General features: G+C 65.2%; 11 protein-coding genes. 5 read left to right on the top strand and 6 right to left on the bottom strand.

Annotated elements, in window-relative coordinates; genetic code table 11:
- Positions 1-46: 46 nt before the first annotated feature.
- Complete coding sequence (locus tag NFH66_RS02665) at positions 47-673, bottom strand: 3'-5' exonuclease (RefSeq protein WP_349608166.1); 627 nt, start codon at positions 671-673, stop codon at positions 47-49.
- Between the two features lie 34 nt (positions 674-707).
- The gene (locus tag NFH66_RS02660; protein WP_349608164.1) at positions 708-2,528 is read right to left on the bottom strand and encodes a putative nucleotidyltransferase substrate binding domain-containing protein; all 1,821 of its coding nucleotides are present in this window, start codon (positions 2,526-2,528) and stop codon (positions 708-710) included.
- Positions 2,529-3,064: 536 nt separating this feature from the next.
- Between NFH66_RS02660 and NFH66_RS02655 the strand changes: the two genes are divergently transcribed.
- From NFH66_RS02655 to NFH66_RS02640, 4 genes are all read left to right on the top strand, one after another.
- Positions 3,065-3,325, top strand: coding sequence for a DUF4212 domain-containing protein (locus tag NFH66_RS02655; RefSeq protein WP_349608162.1), 261 nt, complete (start codon positions 3,065-3,067; stop codon positions 3,323-3,325).
- A 6-nt stretch (positions 3,326-3,331) separates the two neighbouring features.
- On the top strand, positions 3,332-5,128 hold the full coding sequence (locus NFH66_RS02650) for a sodium:solute symporter family protein (protein ID WP_349608160.1): 1,797 nt from the start codon (positions 3,332-3,334) through the stop codon (positions 5,126-5,128).
- 113 nt (positions 5,129-5,241) lie between these two features.
- The gene (locus NFH66_RS02645) at positions 5,242-5,760 is read left to right on the top strand and encodes a hypothetical protein (RefSeq protein WP_349608158.1); all 519 of its coding nucleotides are present in this window, start codon (positions 5,242-5,244) and stop codon (positions 5,758-5,760) included.
- 66 nt (positions 5,761-5,826) lie between these two features.
- Positions 5,827-9,771 (top strand): hybrid sensor histidine kinase/response regulator, encoded by a 3,945-nt coding sequence (locus tag NFH66_RS02640; RefSeq protein ID WP_349608156.1) that lies wholly within the window; start codon positions 5,827-5,829, stop codon positions 9,769-9,771.
- A gap of 101 nt (positions 9,772-9,872) precedes the next feature.
- On the opposite strand, the gene NFH66_RS02635 is transcribed toward NFH66_RS02640, so the two are convergent.
- The 3 genes from NFH66_RS02635 to NFH66_RS02625 form a co-directional block, all read right to left on the bottom strand.
- Entirely contained in the window at positions 9,873-10,535 is a 663-nt protein-coding gene (locus NFH66_RS02635) for a LuxR C-terminal-related transcriptional regulator (RefSeq protein ID WP_349608154.1), read from the bottom strand.
- A gap of 207 nt (positions 10,536-10,742) precedes the next feature.
- Positions 10,743-12,695, bottom strand: a complete 1,953-nt coding sequence (acs, locus tag NFH66_RS02630) for an acetate--CoA ligase (RefSeq protein WP_349608152.1) — start codon at positions 12,693-12,695, stop codon at positions 10,743-10,745.
- A 162-nt stretch (positions 12,696-12,857) separates the two neighbouring features.
- Positions 12,858-13,418 (bottom strand): SprT family zinc-dependent metalloprotease, encoded by a 561-nt coding sequence (locus NFH66_RS02625; protein WP_349608150.1) that lies wholly within the window; start codon positions 13,416-13,418, stop codon positions 12,858-12,860.
- 82 nt (positions 13,419-13,500) lie between these two features.
- Between NFH66_RS02625 and NFH66_RS02620 the strand changes: the two genes are divergently transcribed.
- A complete protein-coding gene (locus NFH66_RS02620; protein ID WP_349608147.1) occupies positions 13,501-14,148 on the top strand; it encodes a YecA/YgfB family protein in 648 nt (215 codons plus the stop codon).
- A 134-nt stretch (positions 14,149-14,282) separates the two neighbouring features.
- Here the strand turns inward: NFH66_RS02620 and NFH66_RS02615 are convergent, their stop codons facing one another.
- Complete coding sequence (locus NFH66_RS02615) at positions 14,283-15,404, bottom strand: phospholipase D-like domain-containing protein (RefSeq protein WP_349608145.1); 1,122 nt, start codon at positions 15,402-15,404, stop codon at positions 14,283-14,285.
- Between the last annotated feature and the right edge of the window lie 42 nt (positions 15,405-15,446).

The raw sequence follows: 15,446 nt of genomic DNA, 5'->3' as shown, positions 1-15,446 counted from the left end.
GCGCCATCCTACCATCGGCGGCGCCCCCAGGCGATGCCGATAGCCCTCAGGCCAACTGGTCGCCGGTGTCATGGCCCCGCTCCAGGCGCAGGAACATCAGCGCGGTGGTGACGGCGTCGCCCAGGGCGGTGTGACGCCCCATCACCGGCACGCCCAGTCGCTCGGCCACAGCCTCGAAACGCGGCCGGCTGTCGATCTGCGGGTGGCGGCGACGCAGCCGGCGGCGCCACAGCTGGGCCACGTCCACGGTGGCGTTGGGCAGCTCGAAGCCGAAGCGCGGGCGCAGCTCGCGGTTCAGGATCGCCAGGTCGAACCCCAGGTGCCAGCCCACCAGCGGGCGATTGCCGACGAAGTCGAGCAGCCGCTCCAGGGCCACGTCGAGGCTCTCGCCGTTATCGAGATCCATGCCGCGCAGGCCGTGGATACGAATGGAGTCGCCGGTCAGCGAATCGGGGCGCCTCAGGCGCAGGTCCAGGGAGTCGCTGGTCAGGATGCGGTCACCACGCACCCGCACCGCAGCAATCGACACCAGCTCGGCAGTGCGGGTATCCAGGCCGGTGGTCTCGGTGTCGATCACCACCATCTCGTCCCCGGTATAGGGGTGAAACAGCCAGGCGTACTCGCCGTTGGCATGGCGTCGCTGGTCGGCGACACGCCTCAGGGTCTTGAGCATGACGGTCTCCTTGTGTCGTTGTCGCTCCGTCGGTTCATGAGTACTCCAGGTGGAAGCGGTGCGAGAGTCGCTGCTTGAAGTCCTTGACGATATGCAGCGCCTCGCGCAACAGGTCACGCTCCAGCGACGAGAGCTCCTGGACCACGACCCGGTCGGGGTTACCGCTCTCGTCATCGTCCTCGCGCCGGGCCAGCTGCTGCTTGAGGCGCAACTCGGTGAACAGCGACAGCGCCTCGGCCAGGTCCTCGGCGAAGCGTGGCTCCAGGCGGCCGGCGGCGGCCAGGGTCTCCAGGCGCTCCAGGGTCGAGGTGGGCCGGATGCCGCGCTCCAGGGCCATCACCCGCACGCCGTGGACGATGGGGAAGATGCCCCCCTTCTTGATGTCGATGCCGTGCTGGGGCCGCTTGAGCGAGCCAAACAGGGTCAGCGGCGTGGAGAAGCGCAGGATGGTGCGGGCGAAGTAGGAAAGCAGCAGTTCGTTGCCGGCACACTGGGCGAAGAGATCATCACGCACGCGGTCGAGCAGTGCCGGGTTGCCCGCTACCGCATGGGAGTCGAGCATGATCGCCAGCTTCATCAGGCTGTCGCCGTCACGGGCCTCGATCCAGCGGGCGATGCGCCGTTGCCACTGGCTGACCGTGCCCACCCATTCGGGGTTGGAGACCATGATATGGCCGGGACAGGGCGGATAGCCCAGCTCGATCAGGGTCTCGGTCAGGCGCTGCATCTGCTCGGCGCAGTCGGGCCACTCCAGGTCATCGGACAGGATCAGGCCATTGTCCTGGTCGGTCTTGAGAATCTGCTCGCCGCGCCCCTCGCTGCCCATCACCATCAGGCAACTGTCGCCGTGGTAGCGCTCATCCACCAGGAAGCCCCAGGCCTTGTTGATGATGCGCCCGTTGAGGGCCGCGAGCAGCCCCATGGCGAAGCGCAGCTTGACCCCCTGGGCCATCAGCGCACTGACCAGCTCAGGCGTGCGGCGACTGGCAGCGGCCAGTGCCTCGAGGCTCTCCGCCTGCTCCACCTGCAGGCTGACCACATAGCTGCGGCTGGAGAAGTAGCTGAGTACGTCGGTCAGCTCCACCACCCCCACCGGCGTCTTCCCCTTCACCACCACCACCCGCTCTACCTTGTGGCGGGTCATGACCACCAGCGCCTCGAACAGGTACTGGCCCGGTGTCACCGTGATCAGCTCGGCCCGCCCCAGCCCCTCCAGCGGGCAGTCGCGGCCACGCTCGTCCACCACCAGGGCATTGAGCAGATCGGTCTTGGTCACCATCCCGTGGCCGCCGTCACGCGCCACCAGCAGCGAATCGGCGCGCCTCTCGTTGATGGTGGCCACGGCCCCGGCGATGGTCGTGGCGGCGGGCACCACCAGCGGCTCGCGCATGCATTCGTCCACCGTCGCGAGCATGAAGCCGGCCATGGTCACCCCGCCCTCGGCGCGCTGCTCGGTGAGCAGGCGGGCCTTGTGGGCCAACGTCTGGCGGAAGAACTCGGCGAACGGCGGGTAGTCGTCGCAAAGCTCGAGAAACAGCGCCTTGGGCAGCAGGTAGCAGAGGCTCTCCTGCTCGGCGCGGAAACGATAGCGGCTCTTGCCGTTGAGGATGCTGATGGCACCGAACAGGTCACCCCGGGTGTAATGACCTAGGCGGTCCCGGGCCGCCGGCTGGGTGGTATCGATCTCGGCCACCTCGCCCTTGTGGATCAGGAACACGTACTCGCCGGGCTGTCCCGCCTCGAGGATGATCTCGTCGCGGTCGAAGTAGGCCAGGTCGACACCCTGACGCACGCGCTCACGACCGGCGTCGTCGAGCAGCATGAACGGCGGCTGGGAAAGATCGAGATCGACCATGGCATGACCTCACGGCTCCTCCACCGCAGCGATGACTCAAGGGGGGTCGATCGGCGGAGGCGTTGTTATTGATTTCCGCAGGCGTGATCGGCTGTCGATGAAGCCGAAGACACATCGGTACTTACCCGGAGCATAACAACCACGACACCTCGCCGATAAGCTAGACCAACGTATCGACCGGCCGCCGTTTAGACCAATGTCCCATCCCGCCCTTTCAGCCTAGACAAAGGTCCAAGGAGCGCGGGATATACCATGGTTCTATCCCGCCCCCCAGCCTCTCGTCATTTCACGAAATACATCAATACAAATAACTGTAATATATGTGTTTTTTATAAAAATCGTTGAATGACTTTATTCTCATGATACGAAAGTCTGGGATTCATTTTCGCCCCTCATTGACCACTATCCACCTGCATCATGCAGGGCAATCGCACGACACCAATGCGCCTCGTGGCCGGGGGCGTGCGATTGCCCTGGTGATCCTCAACCAACGACTGCACAAGTTCCCTAGCTCAACAACAAGTGGAGAACACGACATGGCAGAAGAGAAAGTCGACTCAACCGAGTACTGGAAGGCCAACGTGCGCCTGATTACAGGCTGCCTGGTCGTCTGGGCCTTCGTCTCCTACGGCTGCGCCATCCTGTTTCGGCCGCTACTCGCCGGCATCCCGGTAGGCGGTACCGACCTGGGCTTCTGGTTCGCCCAGCAGGGTTCGATCCTGACATTCATTTGCCTGATCTTCTTCTACGCCTGGCGAATGAACCAACTCGACAAGAAATTCGGACTCGGGGAGTAAGACAGCATGAGTCAATTTGCCATCAACCTGCTGTTCGTAGGGGCCTCGTTTGCCCTCTACATCGGCATTGCGATCTGGGCCCGGGCGGGCTCGACCAAGGACTTCTATGTGGCGGGCGGCGGTGTCCATCCGGTCACCAACGGCATGGCCACCGCCGCCGACTGGATGTCCGCCGCGTCGTTCATCTCCATGGCCGGCCTGCTGGCTTCCGGGGGCTACGCCAACTCCACCTTCCTGATGGGCTGGACCGGCGGCTACGTCATCCTGGCCATGCTGCTGGCTCCCTACCTGCGCAAGTTCGGCAAGTTCACGGTGCCGGACTTCATCGGTGAGCGCTTCTACAGCAATACCGCGCGCCTGGTGGCCGTCGTCTGCCTGATCGTCGCCTCGGTGACCTACGTCATCGGCCAGATGACCGGCGCCGGCGTGGCCTTCTCGCGCTTCCTCGAGGTCTCCAACACCTGGGGCATCTGGATCGCGGCCTTCATCGTGTTCCTGTATGCGGTCTTCGGCGGCATGAAGGGCATCACCTACACCCAGGTGGCCCAGTATGTGGTGCTGATCATCGCCTACACCATCCCGGCGGTGTTCATCGCCCTGCAGCTGACCGGCAACCCGATCCCCATGTTCGGCATGTTCAGCACCCACGCCGAGTCCGGCGTACCGCTGCTGGCCAAGCTCGATAGCGTGGTCAACGCGCTGGGCTTCCGCGACTACACCGCCGACGTCGACAACAAGCTCAACATGGTGCTGTTCACCCTGTCGCTGATGGTCGGTACCGCGGGCCTGCCCCACGTCATCATCCGCTTCTTCACCGTGCCCAAGGTCGCCGATGCGCGCTGGTCGGCCGGCTGGGCGCTGGTGTTCATCGCCCTGCTCTACCTGACCGCTCCCGCCGTGGGCTCCATGGCGCGCCTCAACCTGATGACCACCGTCTACCCGGAAATGGCCGGCGAGGTGGAAGACTACAGCGATGAGCTGAACCGCCCGATTCTCTACGAAGATCGCCCGGGCTGGATCCGTACCTGGGAAGAGACCGGCCTGATCAACTTCGAGGACAAGAACAACGACGGTCGCATCCAGTTCTACAACGATAGCAATCCCGAGTTCGCCGAGACCGCGGCCTCTCACGGCTGGGAAGGTAGCGAACTGACCGTCAACAACGACATCCTGGTACTCGCCAACCCCGAGATCGCCAACCTGCCCCCGTGGGTCATCGGCCTGATCGCCGCCGGTGGTATCGCCGCCGCACTCTCTACCGCCGCGGGCCTGCTGCTGGCCATCTCCTCGGCGATCAGCCACGACCTGATCAAGACCATGATCAACCCGAAGATCACCGAGAAGGGCGAGATGCTGGCCGCTCGGATCTCCATGGCGGGCGCCATCCTGCTGGCAACCTACCTGGGCCTCAACCCGCCGGGCTTCGCCGCCCAGACGGTGGCACTCGCCTTCGGTATCGCCGGCGCCTCGCTGTTCCCGGCGCTGATGATGGGGATCTTCTCCAAGCGAGTGAACAACAAGGGCGCCGTGGCGGGCATGCTGACCGGCCTGGTCGCCACCCTGCTCTACATCTTCACCTACCTGGGCTGGTTCTTCATTCCCGACACCAACATGCTGCCCAATACTCCGGACAACTGGATCCTGGGCATCTCGCCGCTCTCCTTCGGCGCGGTGGGTGCGATCTGCAACTTCACGGTGGCCTACCTGGTGTCCACCGCCACCGAAGAGCCCCCGCAGGAGATCCAGGACCTGGTGGAGAGCGTCCGCTATCCCAAGGGCGCTGGTGCCGCCAGCAGCCACTAACGCCTCGCTACCTTCTGGGTCATAATGACCCCCTGGCCCGGCTCGCCGGGCCAGCCAACCCCAACCGATCGGGCTTCCCAAGGGAAGCCCGATCTCTTTGAAAAAGGTGAACCATGATTTGGCACTTGATTGGGGCGATCTTTGCCGGTCTCGGGGCGGCGGGCATCGGCCTGCTGCTGCGCAAGGTCAGTGGCAAGCGCCTGCCGCGCTGGATCATCCCCGCCCTGGGCGGCCTGGGAATGCTCGCTTACCAGATCCAGGCGGAGTACAGCTGGTACGAGCACAAGCGCTCGCTACTGCCGGAAAGCGCCCGCGTCGTTCAGGCCGAACAGGACGCCATGTTCTGGCGCCCCTGGACCTACCTCTTCCCCATGACCACCGCCTTCAGCGTGGTCGACAAGCAAGGCATGGCAACGCAGTGGCAGGAAGGCGAGAAACGCGTCGAATTCCTGCTCTACCGCTTCGAGAAGCAGGCCCAGGACAGCGTCAGCCACCAGACCTGGCTGATGAACTGCGCCACCCGCGAGACCCTGCCGCTTGAGGGAGAAGAGCGCCAGGTGCAACTGGGTGCCATGCGCCGCCTGACGGAGGAGGCCCCGCTCTACCGCGCGGTCTGCGAAGAGACCGACTGAGCCATGTGCCTGCCCTCTGGCGCGCCATTGCCCTAGAATAGGCGGCGACACCGGGGGAGGAAGCTCATGTTCTCAGGCTGGCTGCTGGTCGCCGCATCGCTGCTCTACATCGCCGTGCTGTTCGGCATCGCCTGGCGTGGCGATCGCCATGCTCGACGCCACGGTGCCAGCCAGCGACGGCCGGTCATCTACAGCCTGGCACTGGCCATCTACTGCACCTCCTGGACATTCCATGGTGCGGTGGGCCAGGCCGCCAGCGGCGGCTGGTCATTCGCCAGCATCTATGTGGGCCCGATTCTCACTTTCCTGCTGTTCTGGCCGGTCCTGGCCAAGATGACCCGGGTCGCCAAGCACCAGAACGTCACCTCCATCGCCGACTTCATCGCCTCGCGCTACGGCAAGACCCAGTCGCTGGCCGCCTTCGCCAGCCTGGTGGCACTGGTCGGCACCCTGCCCTACATCGCCCTGCAGCTGAAGGCGGTGGCCACCTCCTTCAGTGTGCTGACCGCCGACAGCGACATCACCCGCGCACCGCTGTTCGCCGACACCGCCTTCTACGTGGCGCTGGTGATGGCCGTCTTCGCCATCCTCTTCGGCACCCGCCACACCGATGCCACCGAGCACCACGAGGGGCTGATCCACGCCGTGGCCTTCGAGTCGCTGGTCAAGCTGCTCGCCTTCATGGCGTTGGGGGCCTACGTCACCTGGGGCATGTTTGACGGGCTGGGTGACCTGCTGGCACGCGCCGAGACCCAGCTGGAACTGCAGCAACAGCTGGCCGACCAGGATTTCGGCCAGAGCTTCTGGGCCCAGACCCTGCTGGCCATGCTGGCGATCCTCTGCCTGCCGCGCCAGTTCCATGTGGCGGTGGTGGAGAACACCCACCGCGACGATGCCCGCACCGCACGCTGGCTGTTCCCGCTCTACTTGCTGGCCTTCGCGTTCTTCGTCATCCCCATCGCCGCGGCCGGCCTGACCGTCTTCTCCGAGAGCCGCATCGAGCCCGACACCTACGTGCTCGCCCTGCCGATGGCGGCCGACAACGTCTGGCTGACGCTGCTGACCTTCATCGGCGGCTTCTCGGCGGCCACTGGCATGGTGATCGTCGCCGCCGTGGCGGTATCGATCATGATCTCCAACGAGATCGTGATCCCGGCGCTGTTCCGGCTACGCTGGTTCGACACCAAGGCCCGCGACTACGGCCGCCTGGTGCTGCGCGCGCGGCGCATCACCATCGGCGCGGTGCTGGCCATGGCCTACGGCTTCTACCAGTTGATCGGCGAGTTCACCTCACTTGCCTCCATCGGCATGCTGTCCTTCGCCGCCGCCGGCCAGTTCGCCCCGGCGCTGATCGGTGGGCTCTACTGGAAGCGCGGCAATCGTCTGGGGGTGATCGTCGGCATGAACGCCGGCTTCGCCATCTGGGCCTACAGCCTGCTGATACCGGCGATGATCGGCGCGGACGTGTTGCCCGCCGACTGGCTGGCCGGCGGCCCGCTCGGCGTGGCCTGGCTCTCGCCCACCTCGCTGTTCGGCCTCAACGTCGGCGACGGCTTCACCCACGGCGTGATGCTGTCATTGGGGGTCAACCTGTTCTGCTATATCTTCGTCTCGCAGGTCACCTCCCAACGGGTGGTGGAGCGCATCCAGGCCTCGCTGTTCGTCGACAGCGTCGAGACCCGCCAGACCTCGGTGAACCGCCCCTGGACCGGCGCCACCACCGTGGGCGACCTCAAGGTACTGTGCGAGCGCTTCCTGGGTGCCCAACAGGTGAACCGCGCCTTCGACGACTACGCGCGGCGCAGCGGCAAGCCGCTGGAGGATGGCACCCGCGCCTCCATCGACATCATCCAGTTCACCGAGCGCTTCCTGGCCTCGGTGCTCGGCGCCTCCTCGGCACGCATCGTGGTCAATTCGGCGCTGCAGGGACGCGGCATCGGCATCTCCGACGTCATTTCCATCGTCGACGAGGCCTCCCAGGTACTCGAGTTCAACCGCGCCCTGCTCCAGGCCACCATCGAGAACATCAACCAGGGCATCAGCGTGGTCGACCAGAACCTGCGGCTGGTGGTATGGAACCAGCGCTACCTGGAGCTGTTTCGCTTCCCCGACCACCTGATCCGGGTCGGCGCCCCGATCGACAAGATCTTCCGCTACAACGCCCACAACGGCGAGTACGGCCCCGGCGACCCCGAGGAGCACGTCCAGCTGCTGCTCGACAACATCCGCGAGGGACAGCCCCACCGCTACGTTCGCTACCGCCAGGACGGCAGCGTGCTCGAGGTCCAGGGCAACCCCATGCCGGGCGGCGGCTTCGTCTACACCTATCAGGACATCACCCAGCAGAAGCGCATCGAGGAGGCACTGATCCGCTCGGAGAACAACATCCGTATCTATACGGACAACGTCCCCGCGCTGATCGCCTATTTCGACAAGGATTGCCGCTACCTCTTCACCAACCGCGCCTATGAACAGGCCTTCGGCATCGATCGCAACGCGGTGATCGGCAAGCGCGTCCAGGAGGTCATCTCGCCCGAGATGGCCCTGGAGCGGGAGCAGTGGATCGAGCGCGCCCTGTCCGGCGAACGGGTCAGCTTCGAGGTCTCGATCCGGCTCTCCGAGGGGCGACGCTACATGCTGGTGACCTACACTCCCCACTTTGGCGACAGCGGCGCGATACTCGGCTTCTTCGCCCTCTACCAGGACATCACCGAGCGACGCCAGGCGGAGATCGCCCTGAAGGAGACCAACGAGACCCTGGAGGAGCGCGTCCGGGAACGCACCCAGGCGCTCTCCGAGGCCAACGCGGCGCTACGCCAGGAGAACCGAGTGCGCGCCGAGGCGGAGCAGGCACTGCGCCAGGCCAAGCAGCTGGCCGAGGATGCCAACGCCTCCAAGACCCGCTTCCTGGCCGCCGCCAGCCACGACCTGCTGCAGCCGCTCAACGCCGCCCGGCTGTTCACCTCGGCGCTCTCCCAGGAGATGGATGCCAGCGACATGAAGCGCACCATCGGCCATATCGACGGCTCGCTGCAGGCCGCCGAAGAACTGCTGGGCACCCTGCTCGACATCTCCAAGCTGGATGCCGGCGCCCTCACCCCCCGGCGCAACCACTTCGCGCTGGCCGATATCATCCGTCCGCTGCGTGCCGAATTCGAGGTGATGGCCGAGAACCGCGGCCTCGACCTGATGGTGGTACCGACCGCCGCCTGGGTCGACAGCGACCCCCAGATGCTGCGTCGCATCGTGCAGAACTTCCTGTCGAATGCCATTCGCTACACCCAGGAGGGCCGGGTGCTGCTGGGCTGTCGCCGACAAGAGGGCCGCCTCTCCATCCAGGTGTGGGACTCCGGCCCCGGGATTCCCGAATCCAAGCAGGTGGAGATCTTCCAGGAATTCCGCCGCCTCGACCAGGCCTCGCGCCACAAGGAGAGCGAGAAGGGACTGGGGCTGGGACTCTCCATCGCCGACCGCATGAGCCGGGTGCTGGACCACCCCATCACGGTGCGCTCTCGGGAAGGCTGGGGCACCATGTTCGCGGTCAGCGTGCCGGTCGTTGCCGCCCAGACGCCGACCCAGCAGGCCGAGGAGGCGGCCTTGCCACGCCGCGCCGGCAACAAGCTGGCCGGCACACGCATCCTCTGCATCGACAACGAGACGCTGATCCTCGAGGGCATGAAGGCGATGCTCTCCGGCTGGGGCTGCGAGGTATTCACCGCCACCTCCATCGGCGGTGCCAAGTCGGTGCTGCGCCACCTGGACGGCGACCCCGACGCGATACTGGCCGACTACCACCTGGACAACGAGGTGACCGGGCTCATGGCCCTGGAGGCCCTCGCCGAGCGGCTGCAGGGCGCCGTGCCCGGCATCGTGATCACCGCCGACCGTACCGAAGAGGTGGCCGAGGAGATCAAGCGCTCGGGCTATCAGTTACTGCTCAAGCCGGTGCGCCCCGCCGCCCTGCGCGCGTTGCTGACCCGCACCCTGCAGGCCAGCCGCGCGGCGCAGTAGGCCAAGGCGCACTGAACCACAGCCTTGAACGCAAAAACCCACCAAACGGTGGGTTTCTGGCACTTCCTTGAAGCTTGCGCCTTGGCGCTTGCAGCGCGGCGCTACGACTGCACCTTGGGCGGTTCGACCTCGAGCCTCTGGGCGGCGATCACCGCCTGGGTACGGGAGTGCACGCCGAGCTTGCGCAGGATGGCGGTGACGTGGGCCTTGATGGTCGCCTCGGAGACGCTGAGCTCGTAGGCGATCTGCTTGTTGAGCAGCCCCTCGGTCAGCATGTTGAGCACCCTGAACTGCTGGGGGGTCAGGGAGGCGATCGCCTCGGCAAACCGGGTCTCCTCCTCGTCGGCATCGCCGATCGAGATGGCGAGCTCCGCCGGCAGCCACACCTCCCCCTCGAGGATTTCGCCCACCGCCTCGGCGATCAACTGCAGCGAGGAGGACTTGGGGATGAAGCCGGAGGCACCGTAGTCGATTGCCCGGCGCACCACATGCGGCTCATCGCTGCCCGAGACCACTGCCACCGGGATGTCCGGGGTCTGACCGCGCAGCTGAATCAGGCCCGAGAAGCCGTGGGCGCCAGGCATGTGCAGGTCGAGCAGGATCAGGTCCGCGTCGGGGTGGCGAGTCACCACTTCAGCGGTGGCCTCCATCGTGTCGGACTCGACGATCTCGGCCTGGGGCGCCAGTTGACGCAGTGCCTGGGTCAGGGCTGCGCGGAACAGCGGATGGTCATCGGCGACGATGAATTTCTGGGCAAAGGCCATGGATTCTCCTCCGGTTCCTTCTGGCAGCCGATCGATGACCGCCACACGGGCTCTTCTTCGTTGAGTCGCATGTTACCCCATGGCAGAGACGATTCCCAAGCATCACGGCACATTGTCGACAACTTTCGCGATCGCTGAAAAGAAGCCGGCCCCGTGGGGCCGGCTCGACAGGCGCGATCAGTGACGAGATGGGCTCGCCGCGACGCCTCAGCGGTTGGCGCGGTGCTCGATCAGATCATCCACCACGGATGGATCCGCCAGGGTGCTGGTGTCACCCAGCCCCTCCGTCTCGTTGGCGGCGATCTTGCGCAGGATGCGGCGCATGATCTTGCCGGAGCGGGTCTTGGGCAGGTCGGCGGCCCACTGAATGACGTCGGGAGACGCGATGGGACCGATCTCGGTGCGAACCCACTTGACGAGCTCCTTCTTAAGTTCATCGCTCGGCTCGTGACCGTCGCTGAGGGTCACGTAGATGTAGATGCCCTGGCCCTTGATGTCGTGGGGGAAGCCCACCACGGCCGCTTCGGCCACTGCATCATGGGCCACCAGCGCCGATTCGATCTCGGAGGTACCCATGCGATGGCCCGAGACGTTGATGACGTCGTCGACGCGACCGGTGATCCAGTAGTAACCGTCCTCGTCGCGGCGGCAACCATCACCGGTGAAGTACATGCCTGGATAGGTCGAGAAGTAGGTCTGAATGAAGCGCTCATGGTCGCCCCAAATGGAGCGTGCAATACCCGGCCAGGCGTCGAGGATCACCAGGTTGCCCTCGGCTTCGCCTTCCAGGAGGTTACCGTCGTTATCGACGATACCCGGCTGAACACCGAACAACGGTAGCGTGGCGGAGCCGGGCTTGAGGTCGGTGGCACCGGGCAGCGGTGACAGCAGAATGCCGCCATTTTCGGTCTGCCACCAGGTGTCGACGATGGGACACCTGGAGTTGCCGATTACGCGGTAATACCACTCCCAGGCCTCGGGGTTGATCGGCTCACCTACCGAACCAAGCAGACGCAGACTCTCCCTGGTGCTGGAAGCCATGACGTCATCACCGTGGGCACGCAGGGCGCGAATGGCGGTGGGCGCCGTGTAGAGGATGTTGACACCGTGCTTGTCGACGACCTCGCCCATGCGGCCAGGCGTCGGATAACTGGGCACACCCTCGAACATCACGGTGGTACCACCATTGGCCAGCGGCCCATAGACGATATAGCTGTGGCCGGTGACCCAGCCCACATCGGCGGTGCACCAGTAGATATCACCGTCGTGATAGTCGAAGACCTGCTGATGGGTCATGGCAACATGCACCAGATAACCGCCAGTGGTGTGCTTCATGCCCTTGGGGGCACCGGTGGATCCGGAGGTGTAGAGGATGAACAGCGGATCCTCGGCGCTCATCTCCTCGGCGGGGCAGTCGCTGGACTGGCCGTCGACCTGCTCGTGGAACCACAGGTCGCGCCCTTCGTTCCACTCGATCTCGCCGCCGGTGCGCTTGACCACCAGCACCTTCTCGCACACCTCGGTGCCTTCACGGGTCAGGGCCGCGTCGACGTTGTCCTTGAGCGGCACCTGCTTGCCGCCGCGCACCGACTCGTCGGCGGTGATCACCAGCTTGGATTGTGCACCAATCACCCGCTGGGCGACGGCATCTGGCGAAAACCCGCCGAATACTACCGAGTGAATCGCCCCGATACGCGCACAGGCCAGCATGGCCACGGCCGCCTCGGGAATCATCGGCATGTAGAGCGTGACCACATCGCCCTTGTTGATCCCCAGCTCCTTGAGTGCATTGGCCAGCCGGCAGGTGCGCTCATGCAACTCACGGTAGCTGATGTGGGCAGACTCGTTGGGATCATCACCCTCCCAGATGATGGCAGCCTGATCGCCACGCGTCTCCAGGTGGCGATCCAGGCAGTTGGCACTGGCGTTGAGCGTTCCATCCTCGAACCAACGAATGTCGACGTTATGGGTATCAAAGGAGGTATTCTTGATCTTGGTCGGCGCCTTGATCCAGTCGAGGCGCTTGGCCTGCTCCTTCCAAAAACCCTCCGGATCCTCGACCGACTGACGATAGAGCGATTCATACTTAGCCTTGTCTATCCAAGCACTCTTCGCCAGCGCTTCGGGAACCGGATAAATGTTCTTGTGCAGCTCCGTCATACAATCAGACCTCTTGATCAGAAAGAGAGTCGGTCAAACAGTCTCCAATCCAAAACGGATGGGCCGTGCCGGCTCCAGGAAAAGCACTGCCAGCATATAGGTCTCGAGACCACCTTCCATTTAGACCTTGGTAGAAAAATTAAAACCTTTAATATCAGCAGGTTATTTCTGTTTCTCAGACACTTTCTGGCCACGATAGACCAACGTCTGAGCGCAATGACGACAGCGATAGCGCCGTCCCTGGCGCGCCAGCGCATGCCGGCGCGGAGTAAAGTCGTGTTCGCGGCAGCCGCAGACGTAGCGATGAGGCGCCGGGCTGGCACGGCCGGTATCGAAGCGGTGGGTCGTGCGCGGCTCGAGCCCAAAAAGCCGGCGCATCACGGTCTGCCATTCGCGGCCGTGGGGGCGCGCCTGGGGGCCGTCCTCGAGATGGTGGACCAGCCAGTGGGCCATCTCGTGGGGCACCACCTCGACTAGAAAGTCGACCCGATTCTCGGCATACAGCACCGGATTGAAGCGCAGCCCGCCGCGCCCGAAGTGCGCCTGCCCCGCACTCCGACCGCGCAGGTCGAGCCACACCCGGGGCATGGGCAGATGGGGATGTACCTCGCGGCACAGCCCCCAAGCCGCTGCGACCCGCTCCTCGAGGGCTCGCGCGAGATCAGAGTCAGCCAGGGAGGCCAATGTTTCAGGGTCGGGGTGGGGCAACGCGGCACGGTTCATGGGTGCTAGAATGGCGCCTGGCCCCGCAGGCGTAAAGCCCCGTTACCCGCGTGAGTCCGTCAACCAGCGTGAGAGAGTCTCAATGACCGATACCCCGCAACCCGAACCCCTGCTCGACGATGACCAGCTCGACCACCTCGACGACTTCCTGGCCTCGGAGCGGGTTCCCGAGGATGCCTTGGACCTGATCGGCACCCACGGCTTCCTGGTCGCCCTGGCCGTCAGTCCTCGGGAGGTACCGCCGGCGGCCTGGGTGGCGGAGCTGTTCCAGGGGGAGCCTGACTTCAGCGACGACGGTGAGCGCGAGGTCATCCTCGGCCTGCTGGAACGACTGCGCCATAACGCCATCGCTGCCCTGGAGCAGGGCCTGCTGCCGGAGCTGCCCTTCGAACCGACCCTGGATGGCCTTGTCCCGGAGGAGACACCCATCGGCGACTGGTGCGCCGGCTTCATGGAGGGCGTCTTCCTCGACGAGGCGGCCTGGTTCGAGGAGGACGAGGAGGCCACCGCCGCCCTGCTGCTGCCCTTCATGGCGCTCTCGGGCCTGTTCGATGAGGAGCCAGACATGGCGGAGTTCGTCGCCGATGGCGCGCGTCTCGAAGGGCTGGTGAGGCAGCTCCCCGAGCTGGTGCTCGACCTCTACCTGCACTATCGGGTGCCGCCGGAGACCCCCAAGCCCACTCCACGCCGCAAGCAGCCCGCCGGTGGCAGGAAGGGCCGTAAGCCGTAAGCCGTAAGCCGTAAGCCGTAAGCCGTAAGCCGTAAGCCGTAAGCCGTAAGCCGTAAGCCAGAATGTCAACGCCAAGCCTGGCGGCGAAGGGGTTTTCTTACAGCTTAAAGCTTATAGCTCCCGGCGAAGCCGGGCTATTTGAGGCGGGTCAGCATCCCGTCCAGGATACCGAACAGCCACTCCTTGACGCGCTGCCAGCGCGGCCGGCGAACCCAGGCCTCGTGATCCATCTCCTGGCTGGCCACGAAGTTGCGCTCGAACAGCGCGGCCACCTCGTCGGCGAAGCGGCGATCCTCGACCTCCTGATTGGCCTCCAGGTTCCAGTGCAGGCTCCAGTGGTCGAAGTTGCAGGAGCCGAGACTGACCCAGTCGTCGGCCAGCGAAACCTTGGCGTGTATGAAGGTCGGCTGGAACTCGTAGATACGCACCCCCGCCCTGAGCAGGCGTCCGTAGAAGCGCTGCCCGGCATAGCGCACGCCGGGGTGGTCGTGCTGCTCCCCGGGCAGCAGCAGGCGCACCTCGACGCCCCGCCGTGCCGCCCTCGCCAGGCGTAGACGCAGGCTGAAGGTGGGGGCAAAGTAGGGGGTGCAGATCCAGATGCGGCGGCGCGCGCGCTCCACATGACCATGCAGCGAATGGCGGATTGCCTGGTAGCGGTACCCCTGCCCCCAGATCGCCCGGCCACGCATGCCGCGGTAGCCATCCACCGCGCGGGTCGCGGTGGAGAGTCCGCGAACCAGTCCCGCGGGCCCGGAGCCACGGGTCAGCGGGGAGTCCCACAGGCGGCTGAACAACCGCATCCAGTCGGCCACCACCGGCCCCCGGATGCGCACCGCCACCTCGTACCAGGCATCGAGAAACTCATCCACGGCACCAAAGCCGCCGGTGAAAGCGATGTGGCCATCGACCACCACCAGCTTGCGATGGTCTCGGGTCAGGTTGCGCGCCAGGGAGTGGAGCCCCAGCGGGTTGAAGAAGCGCAGGGCCACGCCGCCCGCTTCCAGCCGCTCGCGATCGTGCCTCGACAGGCCCATGGCGCCATAGCCATCGAGCAGCAGCAGCACCGTCACGCCACGCTCGACGCTCCTGACCAGGGCGTCGATCAGCGCCGACGCCAGCCGCCCCGTCTCCATCAGGTAGAGCTCGATCAGGATCGACGTCCGCGCCTGCTCGATGGCCTCGAACATCGCCGGCAGGAAGCGGCTCGCCTCGGGGAGCAGCTCGAAGTCATTGCCATCTCGCCAGATCCCGTGCATCGCTGCATCCCTGTCCGCTTCGTCACATGCCCGTCGCTGCGG

It is taken from the genome of Halomonas sp. H10-9-1 (assembly GCF_040147005.1).
Lineage (GTDB): Bacteria > Pseudomonadota > Gammaproteobacteria > Pseudomonadales > Halomonadaceae > Halomonas.
This window is presented reverse-complemented; position numbering and strand designations above follow the sequence as displayed.

Bases quoted from the DNA above. Each gene is read 5' to 3' on its own strand.
- NFH66_RS02620 (WP_349608147.1), top strand. From the start codon at position 13,501: ATGACCGATACCCCGCAACCCGAACCCCTGCTCGACGATGACCAGCTC.
- NFH66_RS02615 (WP_349608145.1), bottom strand. From the start codon at position 15,404: ATGCACGGGATCTGGCGAGATGGCAATGACTTCGAGCTGCTCCCCGAG.
- NFH66_RS02635 (WP_349608154.1), bottom strand. From the start codon at position 10,535: ATGGCCTTTGCCCAGAAATTCATCGTCGCCGATGACCATCCGCTGTTC.
- NFH66_RS02625 (WP_349608150.1), bottom strand. From the start codon at position 13,418: ATGAACCGTGCCGCGTTGCCCCACCCCGACCCTGAAACATTGGCCTCC.
- NFH66_RS02660 (WP_349608164.1), bottom strand. From the start codon at position 2,528: ATGGTCGATCTCGATCTTTCCCAGCCGCCGTTCATGCTGCTCGACGAC.
- acs (WP_349608152.1), bottom strand. From the start codon at position 12,695: ATGACGGAGCTGCACAAGAACATTTATCCGGTTCCCGAAGCGCTGGCG.
- NFH66_RS02645 (WP_349608158.1), top strand. From the start codon at position 5,242: ATGATTTGGCACTTGATTGGGGCGATCTTTGCCGGTCTCGGGGCGGCG.
- NFH66_RS02640 (WP_349608156.1), top strand. From the start codon at position 5,827: ATGTTCTCAGGCTGGCTGCTGGTCGCCGCATCGCTGCTCTACATCGCC.
- NFH66_RS02650 (WP_349608160.1), top strand. From the start codon at position 3,332: ATGAGTCAATTTGCCATCAACCTGCTGTTCGTAGGGGCCTCGTTTGCC.
- NFH66_RS02655 (WP_349608162.1), top strand. From the start codon at position 3,065: ATGGCAGAAGAGAAAGTCGACTCAACCGAGTACTGGAAGGCCAACGTG.
- NFH66_RS02665 (WP_349608166.1), bottom strand. From the start codon at position 673: ATGCTCAAGACCCTGAGGCGTGTCGCCGACCAGCGACGCCATGCCAAC.